Raw genomic sequence first — 20108 nt, 5'->3', positions numbered from 1 at the left:
AATGGATAGCCTGAACCTGAACAAACACATCTCCGGCCAGTTCAACGCCGAGCTGGAGCACATCCGCACCCAGGTGATGACCATGGGCGGCATGGTTGAACAGCAGCTGACCGACGCGATCACCGCGATGCACAATCAGGACGGTGAGCTGGCGAATAAAGTGATCGAAGGCGATCACAAGGTCAACATGATGGAAGTGGAGATTGATGAAGCCTGCGTGCGCATCATCGCCAAACGTCAGCCGACCGCCAGCGACCTGCGTCTGGTGATGGCGATCATCAAAACCATCTCCGAGCTGGAACGTATCGGTGACGTGGCCGAGAAGATCTGCCGCACCGCGCTGGAAAAATTCACCCAGCAGCATCAGCCGCTGCTGGTGAGCCTGGAGTCGATGGGGCACCACACCATTGAGATGCTGCACGACGTGCTGGATGCTTTCGCGCGTATGGACCTGAACGCGGCGATTGAGATCTACCGCGAAGATAAGAAAGTGGACCAGGAGTATGAGGGCATCGTGCGTCAGCTGATGACCTATATGATGGAAGACCCGCGCACCATCCCCAGCGTGCTGACCGCGCTGTTCTGCGCCCGCGCCATCGAGCGTATCGGTGACCGCTGCCAGAACATCTGCGAAATTATCTTCTACTTCGTCAAAGGCCAGGATTTCCGCCACGTGGGTGGCGACCAGCTGGATAAGCTGCTGACCGGCGACGACAGCGGCGAAAACAGTCCGGGCTAAGCAGCCGGAGAAAAATAGAGGCCAGCACGTCTGGCCTTTTTTTTGTCTGTAAACTGTGCAAAATATGTTCAGGATTTCTGTTTTGCACAAGCATTTTATTATTCTGAACGATGCTTGTTGTAATTCGGGTAACCAGCATGGAAAGCTATCAGCCAATGAATAATAAAAGCAGTACGCCGACCCCCCATGATGCAACATTTCGCCAGTTTCTGACGCATCCGGAGGTTGCACGCGACTTCCTGGATATCCATCTTCCGGCAGAACTGCACGCTATCTGTGACCTCAGTACGCTGAAGCTTGAGTCAGGTTCCTTTGTTGAGGATAACCTCCGCCAGTATTTTAGCGACGTGCTCTACAGCCTGAAGACTACGGATGAAGATGATGGTTATATCCACGTGCTCATTGAACACCAGTCGACCCCAGATAAACATATGGCATTCAGGTTGTTGCGGTATGCAGTAGCATCAATGCAGCGGCATCTTGATGCGGGCCATAAAAAGCTGCCATTGGTAATACCCGTGCTGTTCTATATGGGGAAGCGTACCCCGTATCCCTATTCAACCTGCTGGTTGGATGAATTTTGTAATCCGGCGCTAGCGGCGAAGCTCTACAGTAGTCATTTTCCCCTGGTTGATGTCACCGTTATATCTGACGATGTAATCGCAGACCATCGCAGTTTGGCGGCACTGACCCTGCTGCAGAAACACATTCATCTCAGAGATCTGGCAGAACTGATGGACAAGCTTGTTCCCATCCTGCTGGCCGGATATCTTTCTTCATCACAGGTAGTATCGCTGGTACACTACATTGTACAGGCTGGCGAAACGTTGGACGCTGAAGCCTTTGTTCGTGAGCTGGCACAACGCGTGCCGCAACATGGGGACGAACTGATGACTATTGCACAACAGCTTGAGCAGAAGGGTATTGAGAAGGGTATTGAACAGGGTATTGAGAAGGGTATCCAGCTCGGTGAAAAGCGTGGTTTTGCCAAAGGCCTTAATCAGGCCCGGATAGAATTAGCGCGCAGCATGCTGCAAAACGGCATCGATCGCAGCACCGTGATAAAAATTACCGGTCTGTCTGAAGCCGAGATGGCGCATATCTGCCACTGAACATCATTGCTTCTTTCTCTCTCCCTCAGGCCGTCAGCTCCAGACGGCCGGCTGACTCTCTATCCACTCCGTTTTTCCTTTGGCTTGTCGCCGCGTTGAAACTTATACTTGCGGCAAAATCCAAACCAGAAGGTTAAAAGCATGTCAGTCTCCCCACCGGACAAGCGCGGCGTCACGCCGGGTAAAGCGATGATCGCCGCCGTCAGCGGCTATGCAATGGACGGCTTCGATCTGCTGATCCTCGGGTTTATGCTGCCGGCGATTAGCGCGGCGCTGGTGCTGACCTCCTCCCAGGCGGGTTCACTGGTGACCTGGACGCTGATCGGCGCGGTGCTGGGCGGGATTATCTTCGGCCACCTTAGCGATCGCCTTGGGCGCATTCGCGTGCTGACCTTTACTATCCTGATGTTTTCTCTGTTCACCGGGCTGTGCGCCGTGGCGCAGGGCTACTGGGATCTGCTGGCCTACCGTACTCTGGCGGGAATGGGGCTGGGCGGTGAATTTGGCATCGGCATGGCGCTGATCGCTGAAGCCTGGCCTGCTAACAAGCGCAATCGCGCCTCGGCGTGGGTCGGCATGGGCTGGCAGCTGGGCGTCCTGCTGGCGGCGTTTATTACCCCTTTCCTGCTGGATATTATCGGCTGGCGCGGCATGTTCCTCGTTGGACTGCTGCCCGCGCTGGCATCGTTTGCTATTCGCCGCGGCATGGGCGAGCCGGAAGCGTTCACCCGTCATGTGGATGTCAATCAGGGGCTGTCTTTCCCGGCGCGCATCAGGCTGCTGTTTGCCGATGCCGTCACCACCAAAGCCAGCATCGGCATCTTTATTCTCTGCTCGGTGCAGAACTTCGGCTATTACGGCCTGATGATCTGGATGCCCAGCTACCTCTCCACGCAGTTTGGCTTCTCGCTGACCAAATCCGGCCTGTGGACGGCGGTAACGGTGGTCGGCATGACCTTCGGCATCTGGCTGTTTGGCCTGCTGGCGGATCGCTTCGCGCGCTGGAAAATCTTTCTGATTTATCAGGTCGGTGCGGTGGTGATGGTGGTGGTTTATGCGCAGCTGCGTGACCCGACGGTGATGCTGTTTACCGGCGCGCTGATGGGGATGTTCGTCAACGGCATGATTGGCGGCTACGGTGCGCTCATCTCCGATATCTATCCGGTGAAAGTGCGTGCTACCGCGCAGAACGTGTTGTTTAACCTGGGTCGTGGCGTGGGCGGCTTTGGTCCGCTGGTGATTGGCCTGCTGGTCAGCCAGTGGTCATTTACCGCCGCTATTACCCTGCTGGCGCTGATCTACCTGCTGGATATCTTCGCCACGCTGTTCCTGCTGCCGAAAAAGCAGGGACAGGATGAGGATACGCTGGGGGCGATTGGTTGAGAAATTAGCGGATAGGGCACGCAGGCCTGATGACGATGATTTATCTGCCGGCGGTCGCGTAGGGGCCGACCGCTTCTGCTGGTCGGCCCGCGTGTGACCCATGCGCACCAATCAGCAGGAGGACGGACCGATCAAGAAGGTCCGCCCCGACAGCGTTGCTGTTTTTATCCGCATGTGAGCTGCCAGCCCCTGGCGCGCCACAGTTCGGGCAGCTGGGCCATATCGTCAAATACCGTCACCAGCGGATGATCGAGCTGCGGATTGTGCGCATCCACGCAGTAGTAGAATACCGGGATCCCGGCGGCGATGCCCGCTCTGGCACCCGCTTCTGAGTCATCCACCAGAATGCAGCGCTCAACCGGCACGCCCATCTGCCTGGCCGCGTGGTACATCAGTTCCGGTTCCGGTTTCCAGTGCTGGATATCGTAGCCGCTGTACAGTCGGTCAGCAAAAAACGGCAGCATCTGCGTCAGGCCGAGCGAGTGCTGCATTTTGGGCACCGTGCCGTTGGACACCACGCACATCGGCACGCCGATCTGTTCCAGCAGCGCTTTTGCCCCGCGAATGGGCTGCAGCTCAAGATCAAACAGCCGCGCAACCTCCTGGCGATAGGCGGGTTCCAGTATCTCAACCGGGGTATAAAGACCGTGCTGCTGGCAGACATCGGCGATAATGTCGTACAGCTTCACGCCTTTGTATTTCTCGAACATCTCCTGCAGCGACAGCTGCGCGCCGAACCTGGCAAAGGTGTTCACATAGGCCTGGGTACAGAGCATTTCACTGTCCACCAGCGTGCCGTCGCAATCAAAAAAAATACACTCCACCGTCATACCGCTTCCTTCATTTTTGCTGGGCTAAGGTCAGATAGTAGCGTGAATATTGGCTGACTTACGATGTGCGATCGTATAAACCGTGCTTGCCGCTGCTGTAAGCGGGCATGATGCGTGAGGCGCCGAGGCGTTTCACCGAGTCGCGCAGCGCCAGCTTTCCCTGCAGCAGCATGGTGCAGGGCGGCGAGTCAGGCTGCAGGATGCGGCGCTGCAGCAGCTGCAGCGCCTCAAAGCCCAGCTCGTCGCGCGGCACCTGCACCGAGGTTAGCGGCACATCTTCGATCTCCGCCAGGTTAAAGCCGTCGGTGCTCATCACCGAGATCTCCCCCGGCACCGCAATCTGCTGTTTTTGCAGCGCCCGGAGCGCGCCCGCGGCCATATAGTCGCCACCGGCGAGGATGGCGGTGGGCCGTTCGCTGGCGGCCAGCCCTCGCAGCCAGGCACCCAGCGCCTGCTCCGCCTCTTCGCTGCCAAAGCCGGCGGTGGTGATCAGATGCTGCTGCTCGTCAAACGCCATATGATGCCGCGCCCAGGCCTGGCGAATACCGCTCAGGCGCAGCTCCATGGTGGCGCGACGCAGGCACTGCAGGTTGAGAATGCGGGTGTGGCCCTGCTCGATCAGGTAGCTGGCGGCGAACTCGCCGATGCGCTGATGATCGGGAGAAACGCTGTCGAGGCGCATCTGGCGATCGCTGCAGTTGATCAGCACGCAGGGTTTATGCAGCTCGGCGGCCAGCTGGTGGATCACGTCATCATCAATACCAATAATCAGCGCCGCTTCGCTTTCCGGCTCGCTCATCTTGCTGAGAAACAGGCTGCGGTCGCTGTCGGTCTCCTCCAGCCCGCAGTAGCGCAGGCGCACTTCATGGCTGGCCAGCGCTGCGGTAATTCCCTGAATCACCTTGTAGTAGAAGATATCGCTGCGCACGTCGAACGCACGCTGCGGGGCAAACACCACAATATTGTTCAGCATCAGCCGCCCGCAGGAGATCGCCTGCAAAATGCCGTTGCTGCGGGCGCAGGCCATGACCTGCTGGCGTGCCGCCGGGCTGGTATTCATCTTGCCCGCCAGCACGCGTGAAACCGTGCTGATCGACAGCCCGGTTTGTCGGGCAATTTCGGCGATTTTCAGCTTTCCGTTCAATCTGTGATCTCCTTCAAATTGCGTCATGAGAATTTTTTCATGACCGGATAGCCGCACTCTGCCTGAGATTAATCGCGATTATTGTGAGTAGTGCGCCATTCCATGCAAATCCTTGCAAAAATGCCGGTTTCGCTGAAGTCGTGCGCTGGCTAGTTTCGATTCAGGCACTTTTTGTCGCCAGGAGAAATGAATGAGCGTGGAAATCAACCGCACGGCGGTACAAAGCAACCGACGTAAAATTAAGTCCCTGCGCTGGTGGATGCTGGCGCTGTTTTTACTGGGAATTACCGTCAACTATCTGACGCGTAACTCGCTGGGGATCCTGGCGCCGGAGCTGAAAACCAGCCTGAACATGAGCACCGAACAGTACTCCTGGGTGGTGGCGGCGTTCCAGCTGGCCTACACCCTGTTTCAGCCGATCTGCGGCTGGCTGATCGATGTGGTTGGCCTGAAGCTCGGTTTCCTGCTGTGCGCCAGCGTCTGGGCGATTGTCTGCATGCTGCATGCCGGGGCCGGAAGCTGGCTGCATCTGGCTATTCTGCGCTTCTTTATGGGCGGTGCCGAGGCGGCAGCTACCCCGGCGAATGCCAAAGCGATCGGTGACTGGTTCCCGAAAAAAGAGCGCCCGGTTGCGGCGGGCTGGGCGGGCGTCGGCTTCTCCATCGGCGCGATGCTGGCCCCGCCGGTGATCGTGCTGGCGCACGCCACCATGGGCTGGCAGGGGGCGTTTCTGTTCTCGGGCGGGCTGGCGCTGGTGTGGGTGCTGCTGTGGTGGCGCTTCTACCACTCGCCGCAGCAGCACCCCAACCTCAGCCAGCAGGAATATGCACTGATCCACCAGGATAATGAGCCGATGTTGCCCGCTCTGCCATTTTGGACATCACTGAAAATCCTCAGTAAAAACCGCAAGTTCTACGGCATCGCTATTCCGGCCTTCCTCGCGGAACCGGCGTGGGCGGTGTTCAGCTTCTGGGTGCCGCTCTACCTCGCGACCGAACGCGGGATGGACCTCAAGCAGATCGCGATGTTCGCCTGGCTGCCATTCCTCGCAGCCGACCTGGGCAGTGTTGCCAGCGGCTACCTCACCCGTCTGTACCGCAAGTGGTTTGGCTGCACGCTGGTTAACTCGGTGGTCGCCAGCTCGGTTACTGGGGCATTTCTGATGGTGTCGCTGGCGCTGGTGGCGCTGACCAAAGATCCGCTGGTGGCGATCGCGCTGATCTCCGTTGGCGGCTTCGGTCACCAGGTGATCTCCTGCATGCTCAGCGCGCTGGTGGTCGAATCCTTCGATAAAAATCAGATGGCTACGGTCAACGGCCTGCGCGGCAGCTGCGCGTGGGTCGCCAGCTTCCTGTTTACCTTACTGATCGGTGCGATATCCGACACCGTTGGTTTTAACCCACTGTTTGTCGCCATGGGCTTTTTTGACCTGATCGGCGCGCTGTTCCTGATTGCGCTGGTTGCCGAGCGCAGCAGGAAAAAAATCCCCCAGGCTGGAGAATAAGTTTTTATGAAAACCTTAAAAAACTGGACGCTGGCTGGCCAGCATCCTGACCGCATCGAGCTCACGGTGGATGAGCAGCACAGTTTCTGCCTTTACGTGCTGGAGCCGCACCTGTGCCGCGTGCTGATCAAGCAGCATCATGCGCTGCGCCTGGAGCGTAGCTGGAGCATCGCGCCGGATCAGGATGTGCCGTGGCAGGGGCGCGATCGCCTGAGTACGCAAGGCTTCAGCCTGCCGGGCTACCGGCTGGACCATAATGATGACCGGCTGGTGCTGAGCACCGATAAGCTGCGCGTCACCGTACATCAGCCGCTGTGCCTGACGTGGGAATACCGTGATGCAGCGGGCGAGTGGCAGCCGCTGGCCGCCGACCGTCCGACCGGTGCCTATCTGCTGAATGCGCACGGCGACGGCGTGGCGCACTATCAGCGCCGTTTCCCGGACGATCGCTACTACGGGCTGGGGGAGAAGTCCGGCGATTTGGAGCGTACCGGCCGCCGCTTTGAGATGCGCAACCTCGACGCGATGGGCTACAACGCCGCCAGCACCGATCCGCTGTATAAACATATCCCGTTTACCATCACCCGCCGCCCCGGCGTCAGCTTCGGGCTGTTTTACGACAACCTCAGCAGCTGCTGGCTTGATCTGGGCAACGAGCTGGATAACTACCATCTGGCCTATCGCCGCTGGCAGGCAGAAGCGGGGGACGTGGATTACTATCTGATGCTCGGGCCGCAGGCGATCGACGTGACCAAAGCCTTTGTGCGCCTGACCGGCAGAACGCTATTCGGACCAAAATGGAGCCTCGGCTACAGCGGTTCCACCATGCACTACACCGATGCGGATGACGCACAGGAGCAGCTCCAGCAGTTTATCCGCCTGTGCCGCGAGCAGGCGATCCCCTGTGACTCATTCCAGCTGTCATCGGGTTATACCTCGATCAACAACAAGCGCTACGTGTTCAACTGGAACTACGACAAGGTGCCGCAGCCGGAGCAGCTGAGCGCCGCGTTCCACGACGCCGGGCTGAAGCTGGCCGCCAATATCAAGCCCTGCCTGCTGCATGATCATCCGCAGTATCAGCAGGTCGCGCAGCAGGGGCTGTTTATCCGCGATTCGGAAAGCGACAGTCCGGAGCGCTCCAGCTTCTGGGACGACGAAGGCTCACACCTCGACTTCACTAATCCGGCGACCGTGCGCTGGTGGCAGGAGGGCGTCACTACCCAGCTGCTGGCAAAGGGCATCGACGCGACCTGGAACGATAACAACGAATATGAAGTGTGGGACGGCGAAGCGCGCTGTCACGGCTTCGGCCAGCCGATAGCCATCAAGCATATCCGCCCGGTGATGCCGCTGCTGATGATGCGTGCCTCGCTGGAAGCGCAGCAGCGCTTTGCCCCGGATCTGCGCCCGTATCTGATCTCGCGCTCCGGCTGTGCCGGGATGCAGCGCTACGTACAGACCTGGAGCGGCGATAACCGCACCAGCTGGCAGACCCTGCGCTATAACACGCGCATGGGGCTGGGGATGAGCCTGTCCGGGTTGTATAACATTGGTCACGACGTCGGCGGTTTCTCTGGCGACCGGCCCGATCCCGAGCTGCTGGTGCGCTGGGTGCAGAACGGCGTCATGCATCCGCGCTTTACCATCCACTCATGGAACGATGACGGCACGGTCAACGAACCCTGGATGTATCCGCAGGTGACCCCAACGATCCGCGAAGCCATCCAGCTGCGTTACCGGCTGCTGCCCTACTTCTATACCCTGCTGTGGCAGGCCAGCAGTGAAGATGAGCCGATGCTGCGCCCGACCTTCCTCGATCACGAGCATGACGCCAATACCTGGCGTGAAAACGACGACTTTATGATTGGCCGCGATCTGCTGGTAGCCAGCGTGGTGGAACAGGGCCAGCGTCAGCGCGAGGTGTGGCTGCCGGACAACGGTGAAGGCTGGTACTGCTTCTGGAGCGGCGTCTGGTTCAGCGGCGGGCAGACCATTACCCTGGCCGCCCCGCTGGAGCGCCTGCCGCTGCTGGTGCGCGCCGGTGCCGGTCTGCCGCTCTCCTCGCGCCTTGCCTATGCCGACAGCGCGCAGGACCAGAGCCGGGAGTTAAAACTGTTCCCGCCGCGCGGTGACGGGCAGTCAGAAGGGATGATTTTCGAGGATGATGGCGTCAGCCACGGCTGGCAGCGCGATGATGCCCTGTGGCTGAACTGGCAGATGAAAACCAGCGCGCAGCGCATCGACGTTACCCTCACCACCCGCGGTCAGTTCCGCCCGGCGTGGCGGTCGCTGACGCTGAGCTTACCGGCGGGTGAGCAGCGAGAAATCTGGCTCAACGGCGAGCGCACGCAGCGCTTCGAACTGGAATGATTTATTCCCGTTAAGCGACAGCGTGTGGAATATCCCCGCCCCCCGCATCCCAAATGCGGAATTATGGGGTAGGATAGCCACCGACAATTTTTTCTCCGCTCTGGAATCACATCATGACTACTCCCGGCCTGTTACAACGGATTTTTAAACTGCAGGAGCATGGCACCACTGTCCGTACCGAGGTGATTGCCGGTTTCACCACTTTCCTGACGATGGTGTATATCGTTTTCGTTAACCCACAGATTCTGGGCGTTGCCGGGATGGATACCCAGGCAGTATTTGTCACTACCTGCCTGATTGCCGCCTTCGGCAGTATCCTGATGGGCCTGGTGGCTAACCTGCCGGTGGCGCTGGCTCCGGCGATGGGCCTTAATGCCTTCTTTGCCTTTGTGGTGGTGGGCGCGATGGGTATCTCCTGGCAGGTCGGGATGGGGGCCATCTTCTGGGGCGCGGTGGGCCTGCTGCTGCTGACCCTCTTCCGCGTGCGTTACTGGATGATTGCCAATATTCCGTTGAGCCTGCGCGTGGGGATCACCGCCGGTATCGGGCTGTTTATCGCGCTGATGGGGCTGAAAAATGCCGGCATTATCGTTGCCAATGAAGCGACCCTGGTAACCGTCGGTAATCTGACCTCGCACAGCGTGCTGCTGGGGGCGCTGGGCTTCTTTATTATTGCCGTTCTCGCCTCGCGCAATATTCACGCGGCGGTGCTGGTCTCGATTGTGGTCACCACGGCGATTGGCCTGGCGATTGGCGATGTGAAATTCACCGGGGTGTTCTCAGCCCCCCCGCCGGTGACTTCCGTTCTGGGTCAGGTCAACCTGAAGGACTCGCTCAACGTGGGCATGGCCGGGATCATCTTCTCCTTTATGCTGGTTAACCTGTTTGACTCCTCCGGCACGCTGATTGGCGTGACCGACAAGGCCGGGCTGACCGATGAGAAAGGCAAGTTCCCGCGCATGAAGCAGGCGCTGTACGTAGACAGTATCAGCTCCGTGGCCGGCTCTTTTATTGGCACCTCTTCGGTCACTGCCTACATCGAAAGCTCTTCCGGGGTCTCTGTCGGAGGCCGCACCGGCCTGATGGCGGTGGTGACGGGCGTGCTGTTCCTGCTGGTGATGTTCCTGTCACCGCTGGCGGGCATGGTTCCGGCTTATGCCGCTGCCGGCGCGCTGATTTACGTGGGGGTGTTGATGACCTCCAGCCTGGCCCGCGTGAAGTGGGACGACCTGACCGAAGCGGTACCGGCGTTTGTCACCGCGGCGATGATGCCGTTCAGCTTCTCGATTACCGAAGGGATTGCGCTGGGCTTTATCTCCTACTGCGTGATGAAGCTGGGCACCGGCCGCTGGCGTGAAATCAGCCCGTGCGTGGTGGTGGTGGCGCTGCTGTTCGTGCTGAAAATCGCCTTTATCGACGCGCATTAATCGACCGACGGGTGGTGGCAGGCGCTGCCACCCGCTTTATCAGCAGTGAGGCTGGAGTTTTTCAGTCGGCAGACTGGTCAGACGCAGCGTGCTGGTTGCCAAATTTTGCGCATAGAGATTAATCTCGCGCAGCGACTCCCAGCCTTTCTCCCCGTCATACTCCCATAGATGCAGCCGATCGGTGCCGGGTGACAGCGCACAGGACCAGACCAGCAGCGGTTCGACGTCGCACAGGGCATGAATATCCGGCCAGCTCGCCGAACGCAGACGTCCGGATGCCGGGTGCAGGCGCAGCGAATCCATCCCCTTTTCCCCTTCTCCCGTCAGCTTAAGAATGCTCTGGCGCAGCGTCCACAGCTGGGTTGAGGCCTCCATGACGTCATTCTGCGCGTTGATCCACGCCTTCTCCCCGGAGGAGAGGCACTCAAAGTGGTGTTCCAGCGTCTGTCGGCTGTGGGCACGGACAATCTCCATATCCAGCCCGGCGTGGCCGCCTTCTTCCGCCAGCAGCACGCCGACCATATTACCGGCGTAGGCGAAGCTGAAATCGGGCAGATCGGGGTTGCTGAAGCAGGGGCGTCCATTACTGTTGATAACCATCTCAGGCAGCGACGGCAGCCCATAAACGCGCAGCATCAGCTCAGCCAGCAGCGTGCGTGCGGCCAGATAGCGGCTGCGGCGTTTCTCACCATAGCGGGCGGCGCGCTCAACCAGCTGAAGTGGGAGTCGGTGTACCGGGGTTCGGGTCTGGGCGAGTGCCCAACGTGCAAAATGACTTGCCATCTGTCGCTCCGTGAAAATGGTCGGATAATCATCACCTCCTATTGTAAGAATTTTCTTAGCTATTTGCATCACGCAAACGCAATTCGCGACATAAATCAGATTTATGGCAGGCCAGAGACTGACCATACCGGTCAAAGTGGTGTTCAATCCGGGCAGCAAAAATGACAGGGAGCGCAGGCACCTGTGAACAGAAAAAATTCAGTCCCAGGTCGTTTCGAATACCACGGAGGCTTGCTTATATCCTGATGTTGCCCCAGTGTCATCCAGGGTGAAAATCAACGAGAAAGGCTCTTTTTCATACGGTGTCGTATAGAACCGTTGACTGTTTTTACCCTCGTTAAATGCATAAGAGACCAAAGCATCTTTGACTAAAATGTTGCTCACGATTGGGCTTAACAGACGTAACTGGCCTGAGGTGGCACTATTGCACATAACATATCCGCTCAGTTCAATTTTTTTTCCTGATCTTCCCCATTCCACTGTTCCAAAATTTACCGAGTCTGGAATATTAACCTGACACTTCGGCGCAGGTCTGGGTATTTTTTCCGTCAGCAGAACATATTGAGATATTGGGGTTGTATTGTTATTAGGGCAGGAAATTAATACTTTATCCCTATATGCCCCGTACACACTCTGCCGATGTAATTGTGCTCCGCCAGATAATATGCTGTTTATTTTTTCCGCAGCGTCTTTTTTTGAATGGCAATAAACACCATTTCTCACGTACATGGAGGGTGATATACCGGCGGTAGAATAATCGAAAATAACTTTTCCGGTTCCCTTAGTGGTTTTTATGTCAAAGTCATTTTCATCTACTGTACCGTAAACGACAGGCATTTTTTGAGATATATCTACCCACAAGTTATAGCAGAAAGATTCTTTTGGTAATAATAAAGTAAACAGTAATAGAGTTGATGTGATGCTTCTAGGTTTTAATTTCATTTTTCGACCTTGGTTTTTATTTTTTTCATGGGTGATTAAGGTTTTTCTTATAAATAAACCTGCCAGAACTCGATATTTCATTGGGTTTGGGTTTTCTGATAATATCACTGACTTTATCGAATTCGCTTGGTTAAATTACAAAGCTAACGATAAAAAGCCTATGTACTCAGTGGTGTGCATTCCATAAGAAAGACTTTCCTTCTTTTCAAACTCCGTGATCCTCTAAAGGTGGCTTATTACCAGCTATTACCGCCGTAACTGCACATTAATGCCGTGCGGCTATAATTAATACCAGCTGGCTGTCATCACCACGCTAGCCTGTTTGTTACCGGCAGTCTTACCGGTGTTTTTAAGAATGAAATTCAGGTCAAAAGATGACATTACCGCTTTCTCAGCGCTGACGTTAGTGGTGGCTTTGCCATTTTCAAAGGCATACTCGACAACGGCATCACCGACCTTAATCTGCTGGTTAATGATATCCTTGCCGCTAAGCGTCAGCGCTACTGAGGTTTTCGCATCGCAGGTTGCACTGCCTTTTAGCGTGCGCAGAATCGCCCCGCCGCCCATCGAGACTTCACCAAAATCTACGGCGCCAGGAATATCGATATTACAGCTGACATAGGGGGTAGGTGGCTCCTGAGGAAAATTTTTAGTATAAGACCACATAGTCATTGAGCCTTTCTCCCTCCGGCAATAAAAACTGAATGTAGAGCTTAATGCGCCTACTGGGCCTAGATACGCGATGCTTCCCTGGCCTGAAAGGAGTTCGTTCACCTTTTTAAGTGCATCTTTCTCTGTTTTGCAGTATTCCTTGCCAACATTGACTCCGAGTGATTTGTCTCCAGGTATAATTAAATATAATTCGTTTACAAGGTTAATGTTAACTAAAGACATGCTTCCTTCTACGTGACCATAAACTCTGTATATTCCATTTTCTTTGCTATAGTGAACGTTAGTAGTGGCACTGGTTGCGAAAGAGAGTATTAAACAAAAAAAGATTAGCATTCTTAAATGATTGATTTTTATCAATACGTTAAACATTTCAGATCCCTACTTTATGCCATGAGTGTAAAGAAAATATTATGCTATTCACAGGGGTATAATCAGCCTCTACCGAGAGTGGCTGGTCATTATCCAACCGGAAGGTCGCTACGTCCTTGCCTATTACAGTCCGGCAGCGGGCAGGGTTGACCGCTAGTAGCCCCTGTAAGAGTAAAAGATACAGCCTGAAATTGTATAATCTTATCGTTGATCAATAATGTATTTTCGCCATTGTTTTTTCCAGTGGAATATCATCTTTTGTTAATGTGCGATATTTTGTTCTTTGTTTTTATCCATTTTCAGCTAAAGTTAAAATCAAGGTAGGATGGGTTGTTTATATGAAGGGGGTAATGTGGAAACAACCATTATCTCTGGATAAAAAATCCACGCAGGTTGATGGCAACCCCGATATCTTCAGCACGCTTTATTGTAAATTTTATAACGGTGGTTGTGCATTAATACCAGCTGGCTGTCATCACCACGCTGGCCTGTTTGTTACCGGCACTCTCTCCGCTGTCTTTAAGGATAAAATCCAGGCTAAATGATGACTTCACGCCTTTTTCGGTACTGACGCTGGTGGTGGCTTTGCCGTTATCAAAGGCATAGCTCACTATCGCGTCACCGACCTTAATCTGCTTGTTATCAGCGGTGCCACTGATAGCCGATCCGGTGAGTGACAGATCAACCGATGTTTTATAATCACAGGTCAGGCTACCTTCCAGCCTGCGCTGAATTCCGTTAGTACTCATCGGAACTTCTCCAAACTCTACGTTAGTCGGGATGTCTAGTTTGCAGTCGGTCGGCGGGGAAAATTGAGTGTGTACGTCATAACTCCATAAATCCAAAAATTCTTCCTTTGATTTTTTGCAACGAAATATAAAATAATAGTCAGTAGAAGTACTGTCAGTAAAAGCTGAAGTTACATTAGTTCCTAATCCGGATAACATCTTGTTTAATATTTCAGCGGCTTTTTTCTCATCTGGGCAATATTCAGCAGTATCATTCCGGAGGATTTTATTTCTGGACATATACATGAAAAAACCTGTAGTTCTCCACCCGGATTCTTTTTTAAAAGTCGGGTTTTCTACATGACCGTAGATTCTGTAATTGCCGTTTACTTCACCATAACGAATTTCGCCGATGGCGCTGAATGGAGATGTAAGCATTAATAAAAAAACTGTTTTTTTGAAAAGTGTTTTTTTTGATTTTTTCATGGAGTTTTTCATTTATTATTTTGATATCTATTGGGTTTTTATTTAGTTTGATTGGCAAATAAAATTACCGTCCAACAGCACGATCTTTTCAAAGCCGATTTAGTCCTTTAGCGATAATCCAGCCGGAACGTTGCCACAGCGCTAAATTCCCCGCGCGCAATGGTATGTGCCTTAATCGCCTGCGGCTCGCCCTGGATCCAGGCGGCAAACTTCAGCGTCATATCGCCCTTTTCCAGCGTGACCTCTTTGCTGCCGCTGTTAAGCGCAATCGCTTTTCCCCCGGCATCTTCAATACCGACAGCAATACCGCTGTTAGTCTGCTGTACCGCCAGCAGCCCCGGTAATACGCTGCTCTCATTCCCGCTGAAGGAAACGTTGAGCTGCTTTCCAATACTGAGATCGCACCCCTGCAGATGTAGCTGAAAAGCCTGTGACGGGCTACGGCCGTTAATATAGAGGTATTTATCGACAATTCCCCCGAAGTCCACGCGAATATTCTCGTCGCCGGGCCGCAGTGCGCAGGGTTCGGCCACCAGCGTGCCGGAAAGATGAACATTATCACCATAGGGTATGGCGCTGGATGTCGGTGAAACCATGCAGAGAGTGAAACATACTGCCAGCGTGGGCGACTTCAGGTGTTTTATCGGCATAATTTTCCTATTGATAGTCGGCCATCAGGGTAGCGACGGCGTTGAACGGGCCCTCTTGCAGCGTCACATCGCTCTGTTTGACCAGCACTGCCTCCAGCGCGGGTAGCGCTGTCGGGGTGACCTTGATCGGCTGATTAATCACCATCGGGCTGCCGTTCTGCAGAATGCGGATCCCCAGCCCTTTCACGCTGGTCTGCAGCGCGGCTTTGCTGGCATCAAAGTTGGCAATTTCCCCTCGCATCGTCAGGTTCAGGCCCGTCCCGGCTGGCTTATCGTTGTTGCAGGTGATGCGGTAGTTAAGCGGCTGACGGTAGTGCACGCCATCAACCTGCGTTATGCCGACGTTATCGCCAAAATTAACTTCTATCCGGCCGCTCTCGGGTGAAGTGACCTTACAGGAAGGCGTCAGAAGCAGCGTCCCGGTAAACGAGACGGTGGCGACACCGGCGCTGGCCTCGATGGCTGGCAGAACCAATGCCAGCGCTAGCAGTATGCTATGTTTCATTATTGATACTCCACGCGCAGCGTAGCGCTGGCGCTGAAGGTACCGCCGGTCAGCACCTTTTTATTGCTAATCACAGGTGCTGCGCGCAGCTCAGGTACATCCGGCCAGCTAAAGTTAAGCCAGCTGTTAAGCGGTAATAGCTGGCCATTTCTAAAGAATTTTATCGCCAGCCCCTCGTGGTTAGTCTGCAGATAGTTTGCAATGGCCTTATCTGGCGTGCCCTGGAACTGCAGCCGCAGCTGATTTTTTCTCTGGCCGCTGCAGGAGAGGTCAATGTTTACCGCACGACCGAATTGAATGCCGTCAAGGTCATCTGCAATTACCTCACCAAAATCCACCTCAATCGCCTTGCCATCGTTAATGGTGCAGGGGGGCGGATTCAGCACGGTCATGGATATCGTGATGGTGCTTTGCGCGGTACCGGCGACCGCAAGCGAAACCCAGCCCGCCGACAGCACCATCGGCAGCCAGCGTAGGGCATTACGGCTAGTCATAAATCATCCTGAAATCGAGGTTGGCGTTCCAGCCACCTGCACGCAGTGGCGCAGGCGTGCGCACCGGCGTTACGGTGTAGGTTAACGTGTTTCGGCCGGGTGAGAGAAAGAGCGGCGCGGCGCGCTGGTTAAGCGGCAGAGGCTCTCCCTGGCTGTCGGCCAGCGCCAGCGCCAGCCCGCTGGTGCCGTTTATTTTCAGATAATCGGGCATATCGTCATCGCGGGTACCATAAAACCAGACTGACACTGCGGGTTGCATTGTGCTCCAGCTGACATTGCCGCTTTTGCTGTCGCGTAATGATGTTGGGCCACGCCCGCAGTCCTCCAGCTTCAGCTGAAAGCTCACCGGCGCAGCGCGGTCCCCCGGCCGCCGCAGCGAGGCAGTATCAATATTGCCGAGCCACACGACCTGGTGCAGGCTGGTCATCTCCAGGCGGCAGGCGCTTTCGGTGAGTGACCCGGAGATAACCACACTCCCTTGACCGATTGGGACCGGGTGATGTTCTGCGCCAGGTGCGGTCGCCGCGAACAGCCCGCTGGCGCAGACCAGCAGCGCAGCGCAGCGGTTTTTCTGCACCGTTGTTATCCGCTTATCCCCTGTTTTCTTCTGCCTCATATCAGTGCTCCCTGCGTGGTTGTTTTCCATTTTTAGTCAGTCAGGTTTTGGCTATTACCTGGCACCACCCGGCACTGATTGCCGGAACAGGTAAAGCTGAGCGACGGGCGGCCGCCGTAATCATCAATGTATTTCAGTACCGGGCTGGTGCCGAGCTGGGCTGCCGTCACGTTCAGTTCGCCGCTACTTTTCGGTGCGACCATCAGCGGCTTAAAGTCTTCCAGCGAGTTGCCCTGCTTGCTGGCACCCCCGTCGATCAGCGTGATGTAGTAGCCTGTTGGATTATTAACGAGGTAGCGGTCGCCCTTACGCGTCAGCGTCAGCTTCTCCTGCGGAGGGACGCTATTTTGCGCAATGTACAGCGCTGCAGGACGGTATAACAGCTTGATACGGGTTTGTAGGGCAATCTGTAACGTATTGGCCTTATCACTCTTAGGCGGGATCTCGCGCAGGTTAAAGTAGTAAAGCGTCTCACGATCCTGCGCCAGCGCGTTGACTGCCGGCAGCGCCTGCACTTTAACCTGGCTTTTTTTGCCCGGCTCCACGCGCTGTAAGGGCGGCAGCGCCGTCAGCGGTGAGTTGATTTTGTTACCCTTTTCATCTTCAATCCACGTCTGGGCCAGATAGGGTAGCTGGGTATTCTGATTACTGATGCTAAGACTGGCTGACTTTGCCTTGCCGTCAAAAATAACCCGGGTGCGGTCGAGTGAAATGGCGGCAGAGGCCTGTTGTGTTGCCAGCGTAGAGCTCAGCAGAAAAAAAGGAATGATTTTATTTGAAAACATGTAGTTACCTTAAAATTCATCAAGTTGATAATTGACTGTCCGTTTTCAGCTGCGCGCGTCAGAGACTTCACACGGCAGCAGTAGAGAATGACTGATCATATCTGCGGGTAGCGGCGTGGGCAGGCGCACTTCACACTGCGCTTTATCGTCCCACTCTACGCTCATGATTTCGCCGGCCCGGATGCCGCTCAGGTAGAGAGTGCCATCATCGTTAACCAGCCCGGTTACCTGCTTACGCGAGTTGATCACTTTGGCACCAAACGGTGGCGTGCTGCCGTCTGCCAGCTTGATGATCGCCATCGCTTTCGCACCGGAAATGACATTAAACCGACGGTAGCCAATCGCCCCTTCGGTCAGCGTGGCCTGCACCACTGAGGTCAGGGCCTCCGCATCATCGCCAAGCTTGTCAAGGTCGATGCGGGCGCTGTTGCGATAGTAGTTGCTAACATCGGCAATCACCGCTTTACCAAAGTAGTTGGTATGGAGGTTGCTGCCGTAGCCCTTCACGGGCACATTCGGCACGCCGTCGGTATCCACTAACAGTCGGGTACCGCCGTTGGTATTGTTACGATGCAGGGCCCCGCCCTCCGCAGTCAGCGTCATGCCACCCTGAGCATTCAATCCCAGCGAGCGGTAATGCCCCTGGTCATAGCTGGCGTTGGCGCTGACGCGGGCGATATCACCGTCATGGTTGTAGTAGCCGCTCACCCTGCCGCCGCTGCGGCTGTTACCGGCGCTGAGCGAGTAGTTATCACTGGCGTTGATGCGATCGTTCCACGTCAGGCTATTGCTGCGCTCTTTTCCTGCCGCTGACATGCTGTAGCCAATGCTGCCGCGATCTCCCCACGGGATAGAGAGGGAGAGATACATACCATCGTCATTACGCTGGTCGACGCGGTTACGGTAGGCGGAAAGTGATACGCTGGCTGAGCGGATCTTCCACCAGTCGAAGTAGCGCGACAGCATCAGGCTGTAGCGGTCATTGGTCGGCCGGTTCCAGTAAGTCTGATGCGTGTAGGTCAGGTACGTTGACAGACCGACATCGCGGAACTGTTTATTGAAGGTCACGGTATACATCTGCTTACTTTTACCCATGCGGCTGCTATCTTCTTTGGCATCCAGATACTCTGACATGCTCATAAAGTTCTCCTGCGAGAAGCGATAGCCGGCGAAGGTAATCTGACTGTCGTAGCTCTCAAAACTTTTCGCATAGCTCACCCGATATGAGCCGCCGCTCAGGGTGTTATCCTCACTCGACAAACGCGCGCGCGACTGGGTGGCATCCAGCGAGATGGCGCCCAGCGCCAGCAGGTCACGGCCAATACCGATGGAGAGTGCCTGATACTTATCACCGCCGATAGCGCCGCCGTACATTGACCAGCCGTTGCTGATCCCCCAGGTCAATTCACCGGCGCTGAACAGCGCGCCATTGGTGCGGTGCTTCCAGTCTGAGGGTTTCCCCGATGAGACCTTAAAGCGAATGGTGCCCGGGCGGGTCAGATAGGGAATACTGGCGGTATTAATGGTAAAGGTCTGCACGCTGCCGTCCTGCTCTTCAACGCGCACGTCCAGCTGGCCGGTGACCGCATCGCTCAGATCCTGAATACGGAACGGGCCTGCGGCGACCTGAGTTTCATACAGTACTCGCCCCTGCTGGCTGACGGTCACTTTGGCATCGGTTCTGGCGATACCCGTCACTTCCGGCGCGTAGCCGCGCAGATTAGGCGGCAGCATGCTGTCATCCGATGTCAGGCTGGCGCCGGTAAAACGGAAGCTGTCGAAGATGGAGGAGTCGAGATAGTTCTCACCGATCATCAGTTTGGCGCCAAGCCAGCTCAGTGCACGCCAGGCGTAGAAGCGGCTCCAGTCAAACTCGCGGCTGGTCTGCGCGTGCTCACCGCTCTGGCGTTCTGCCCGGCCCTGCCAGTCAGCACGCAGCCGCCATGCACCCAGGTTTACACCTGCGGTACCGTTACCGCTGAGGTTAAGCCTGTCGCCGCTGTTATGGCTGCGCTGCTGCTGGGCATTCAGGCTGTAGTCGAGCAAAATCCCAGGGATGCCGTTGTCCCAGCGGGAAGGCGGGTCCCAGTCGTCGGCGGTATATTCCAGCCAGGCCTGCGGGATAGTGATATAGAGCGAGGAAGTGGAGAGATCGCCACGGGCCTGCAGCCCTTTAAGGCTACTTATGTCGAGGCACTTCCCCTGCTGATGCCATTTCAGAGCGGCTAACGGCTGCGGCTTGAGGCCGAATTGCTTAACCAGGTCGGGGGTAAGGCAGGCTACGCTCGATTTTGCATCGTTTTCATCGGCCATAAAGGTGACGGTGCGCTCGGAGAGCTCGGTTTTGTTAATACGCACCGTCAGGCTGTAATCACCGGGCATAATATATCCCTGACGTGAAAACTGGCTCAGGTCAACATGCTTACGGTCGTTAACATCCAGCACATCCATATTGAACTGGATATCGTCAGAGGAAAAAACCCGCCCGGAATGACCCAGCGTCAGAACAATTAAGGCTGATAGTAATTTTAGATTGAACAGCTTCCGTGCTGCGTAGTGTTTCATG

General features: G+C 55.6%; 18 protein-coding genes. 6 read left to right on the top strand and 12 right to left on the bottom strand.

Annotated features, from left to right (window positions below; translation table 11 throughout):
- Position 1 precedes the first annotated feature (1 nt).
- The 3 genes from phoU (at position 2) to ACLI4M_RS09585 (ending at position 3234) form a co-directional block, all read left to right on the top strand.
- Complete coding sequence (gene phoU, locus ACLI4M_RS09595) at positions 2 to 739, top strand: phosphate signaling complex protein PhoU (RefSeq protein WP_048917930.1); 738 nt, start codon at positions 2 to 4, stop codon at positions 737 to 739.
- Between the two features lie 155 nt (positions 740 to 894).
- Positions 895 to 1851, top strand: coding sequence for an Rpn family recombination-promoting nuclease/putative transposase (locus ACLI4M_RS09590; protein WP_133624978.1), 957 nt, complete (start codon positions 895 to 897; stop codon positions 1849 to 1851).
- Between the two features lie 141 nt (positions 1852 to 1992).
- Positions 1993 to 3234, top strand: coding sequence for an MFS transporter (locus ACLI4M_RS09585; protein ID WP_133622354.1), 1242 nt, complete (start codon positions 1993 to 1995; stop codon positions 3232 to 3234).
- A gap of 164 nt (positions 3235 to 3398) precedes the next feature.
- On the opposite strand, the gene yieH is transcribed toward ACLI4M_RS09585, so the two are convergent.
- Together yieH and ACLI4M_RS09575 are read right to left on the bottom strand one after the other, a co-directional pair.
- Positions 3399 to 4064, bottom strand: coding sequence for a 6-phosphogluconate phosphatase (gene yieH, locus ACLI4M_RS09580; protein WP_133622355.1), 666 nt, complete (start codon positions 4062 to 4064; stop codon positions 3399 to 3401).
- A 58-nt stretch (positions 4065 to 4122) separates the two neighbouring features.
- A complete protein-coding gene (locus tag ACLI4M_RS09575; protein ID WP_133622356.1) occupies positions 4123 to 5208 on the bottom strand; it encodes a LacI family DNA-binding transcriptional regulator in 1086 nt (361 codons plus the stop codon).
- A gap of 190 nt (positions 5209 to 5398) precedes the next feature.
- Between ACLI4M_RS09575 and ACLI4M_RS09570 the strand changes: the two genes are divergently transcribed.
- The 3 genes from ACLI4M_RS09570 to ACLI4M_RS09560 all read left to right on the top strand — a co-directional run bounded on the left by ACLI4M_RS09570 (position 5399) and on the right by ACLI4M_RS09560 (position 10512).
- A complete protein-coding gene (locus ACLI4M_RS09570) occupies positions 5399 to 6712 on the top strand; it encodes an MFS transporter (RefSeq protein WP_062818526.1) in 1314 nt (437 codons plus the stop codon).
- 6 nt (positions 6713 to 6718) lie between these two features.
- Positions 6719 to 9085: a glycoside hydrolase family 31 protein gene (locus ACLI4M_RS09565; protein ID WP_133622357.1), complete on the top strand. Its 2367-nt coding sequence runs from the start codon at positions 6719 to 6721 to the stop codon at positions 9083 to 9085.
- Between the two features lie 113 nt (positions 9086 to 9198).
- A complete protein-coding gene (locus ACLI4M_RS09560) occupies positions 9199 to 10512 on the top strand; it encodes an NCS2 family permease (protein WP_133622358.1) in 1314 nt (437 codons plus the stop codon).
- A 39-nt stretch (positions 10513 to 10551) separates the two neighbouring features.
- On the opposite strand, the gene ACLI4M_RS09555 is transcribed toward ACLI4M_RS09560, so the two are convergent.
- The 10 genes from ACLI4M_RS09555 to ACLI4M_RS09510 form a co-directional block, all read right to left on the bottom strand.
- Complete coding sequence (locus ACLI4M_RS09555; RefSeq protein WP_133622359.1) at positions 10552 to 11295, bottom strand: 4'-phosphopantetheinyl transferase family protein; 744 nt, start codon at positions 11293 to 11295, stop codon at positions 10552 to 10554.
- A gap of 198 nt (positions 11296 to 11493) precedes the next feature.
- Positions 11494 to 12318 carry a hypothetical protein gene (locus tag ACLI4M_RS09550; RefSeq protein WP_133622360.1) on the bottom strand — a complete coding sequence of 275 codons (825 nt, stop codon included), beginning with the start codon at positions 12316 to 12318 and terminating at the stop codon, positions 11494 to 11496.
- Positions 12319 to 12522: 204 nt separating this feature from the next.
- Positions 12523 to 13278, bottom strand: coding sequence for a hypothetical protein (locus ACLI4M_RS09545; protein WP_133622361.1), 756 nt, complete (start codon positions 13276 to 13278; stop codon positions 12523 to 12525).
- Between the two features lie 455 nt (positions 13279 to 13733).
- Positions 13734 to 14492 (bottom strand): hypothetical protein, encoded by a 759-nt coding sequence (locus ACLI4M_RS09540; RefSeq protein WP_133622362.1) that lies wholly within the window; start codon positions 14490 to 14492, stop codon positions 13734 to 13736.
- Between the two features lie 107 nt (positions 14493 to 14599).
- Complete coding sequence (locus tag ACLI4M_RS09535; protein ID WP_413449787.1) at positions 14600 to 15142, bottom strand: fimbrial protein; 543 nt, start codon at positions 15140 to 15142, stop codon at positions 14600 to 14602.
- A gap of 7 nt (positions 15143 to 15149) precedes the next feature.
- A complete protein-coding gene (locus ACLI4M_RS09530) occupies positions 15150 to 15647 on the bottom strand; it encodes a fimbrial protein (protein ID WP_133622363.1) in 498 nt (165 codons plus the stop codon).
- Entirely contained in the window at positions 15647 to 16141 is a 495-nt protein-coding gene (locus ACLI4M_RS09525) for a fimbrial protein (protein ID WP_133622364.1), read from the bottom strand. The genes ACLI4M_RS09530 and ACLI4M_RS09525 overlap by 1 nt, the downstream gene beginning before the upstream one ends.
- Positions 16134 to 16757, bottom strand: a complete 624-nt coding sequence (locus ACLI4M_RS09520) for a fimbrial protein (RefSeq protein ID WP_166643136.1) — start codon at positions 16755 to 16757, stop codon at positions 16134 to 16136. The genes ACLI4M_RS09525 and ACLI4M_RS09520 overlap by 8 nt, the downstream gene beginning before the upstream one ends.
- 32 nt (positions 16758 to 16789) lie before the next feature.
- The gene (locus tag ACLI4M_RS09515) at positions 16790 to 17542 is read right to left on the bottom strand and encodes a fimbria/pilus periplasmic chaperone (RefSeq protein ID WP_133622366.1); all 753 of its coding nucleotides are present in this window, start codon (positions 17540 to 17542) and stop codon (positions 16790 to 16792) included.
- A gap of 45 nt (positions 17543 to 17587) precedes the next feature.
- Complete coding sequence (locus tag ACLI4M_RS09510; protein ID WP_133622367.1) at positions 17588 to 20107, bottom strand: outer membrane usher protein; 2520 nt, start codon at positions 20105 to 20107, stop codon at positions 17588 to 17590.
- Position 20108 lies beyond the last annotated feature (1 nt).

The sequence above is a fragment of the Erwinia sp. LJJL01 genome (assembly GCF_047300805.2).
Classification (GTDB): Bacteria; Pseudomonadota; Gammaproteobacteria; order Enterobacterales; family Enterobacteriaceae; genus Erwinia; species Erwinia aphidicola.
This window is presented reverse-complemented; position numbering and strand designations above follow the sequence as displayed.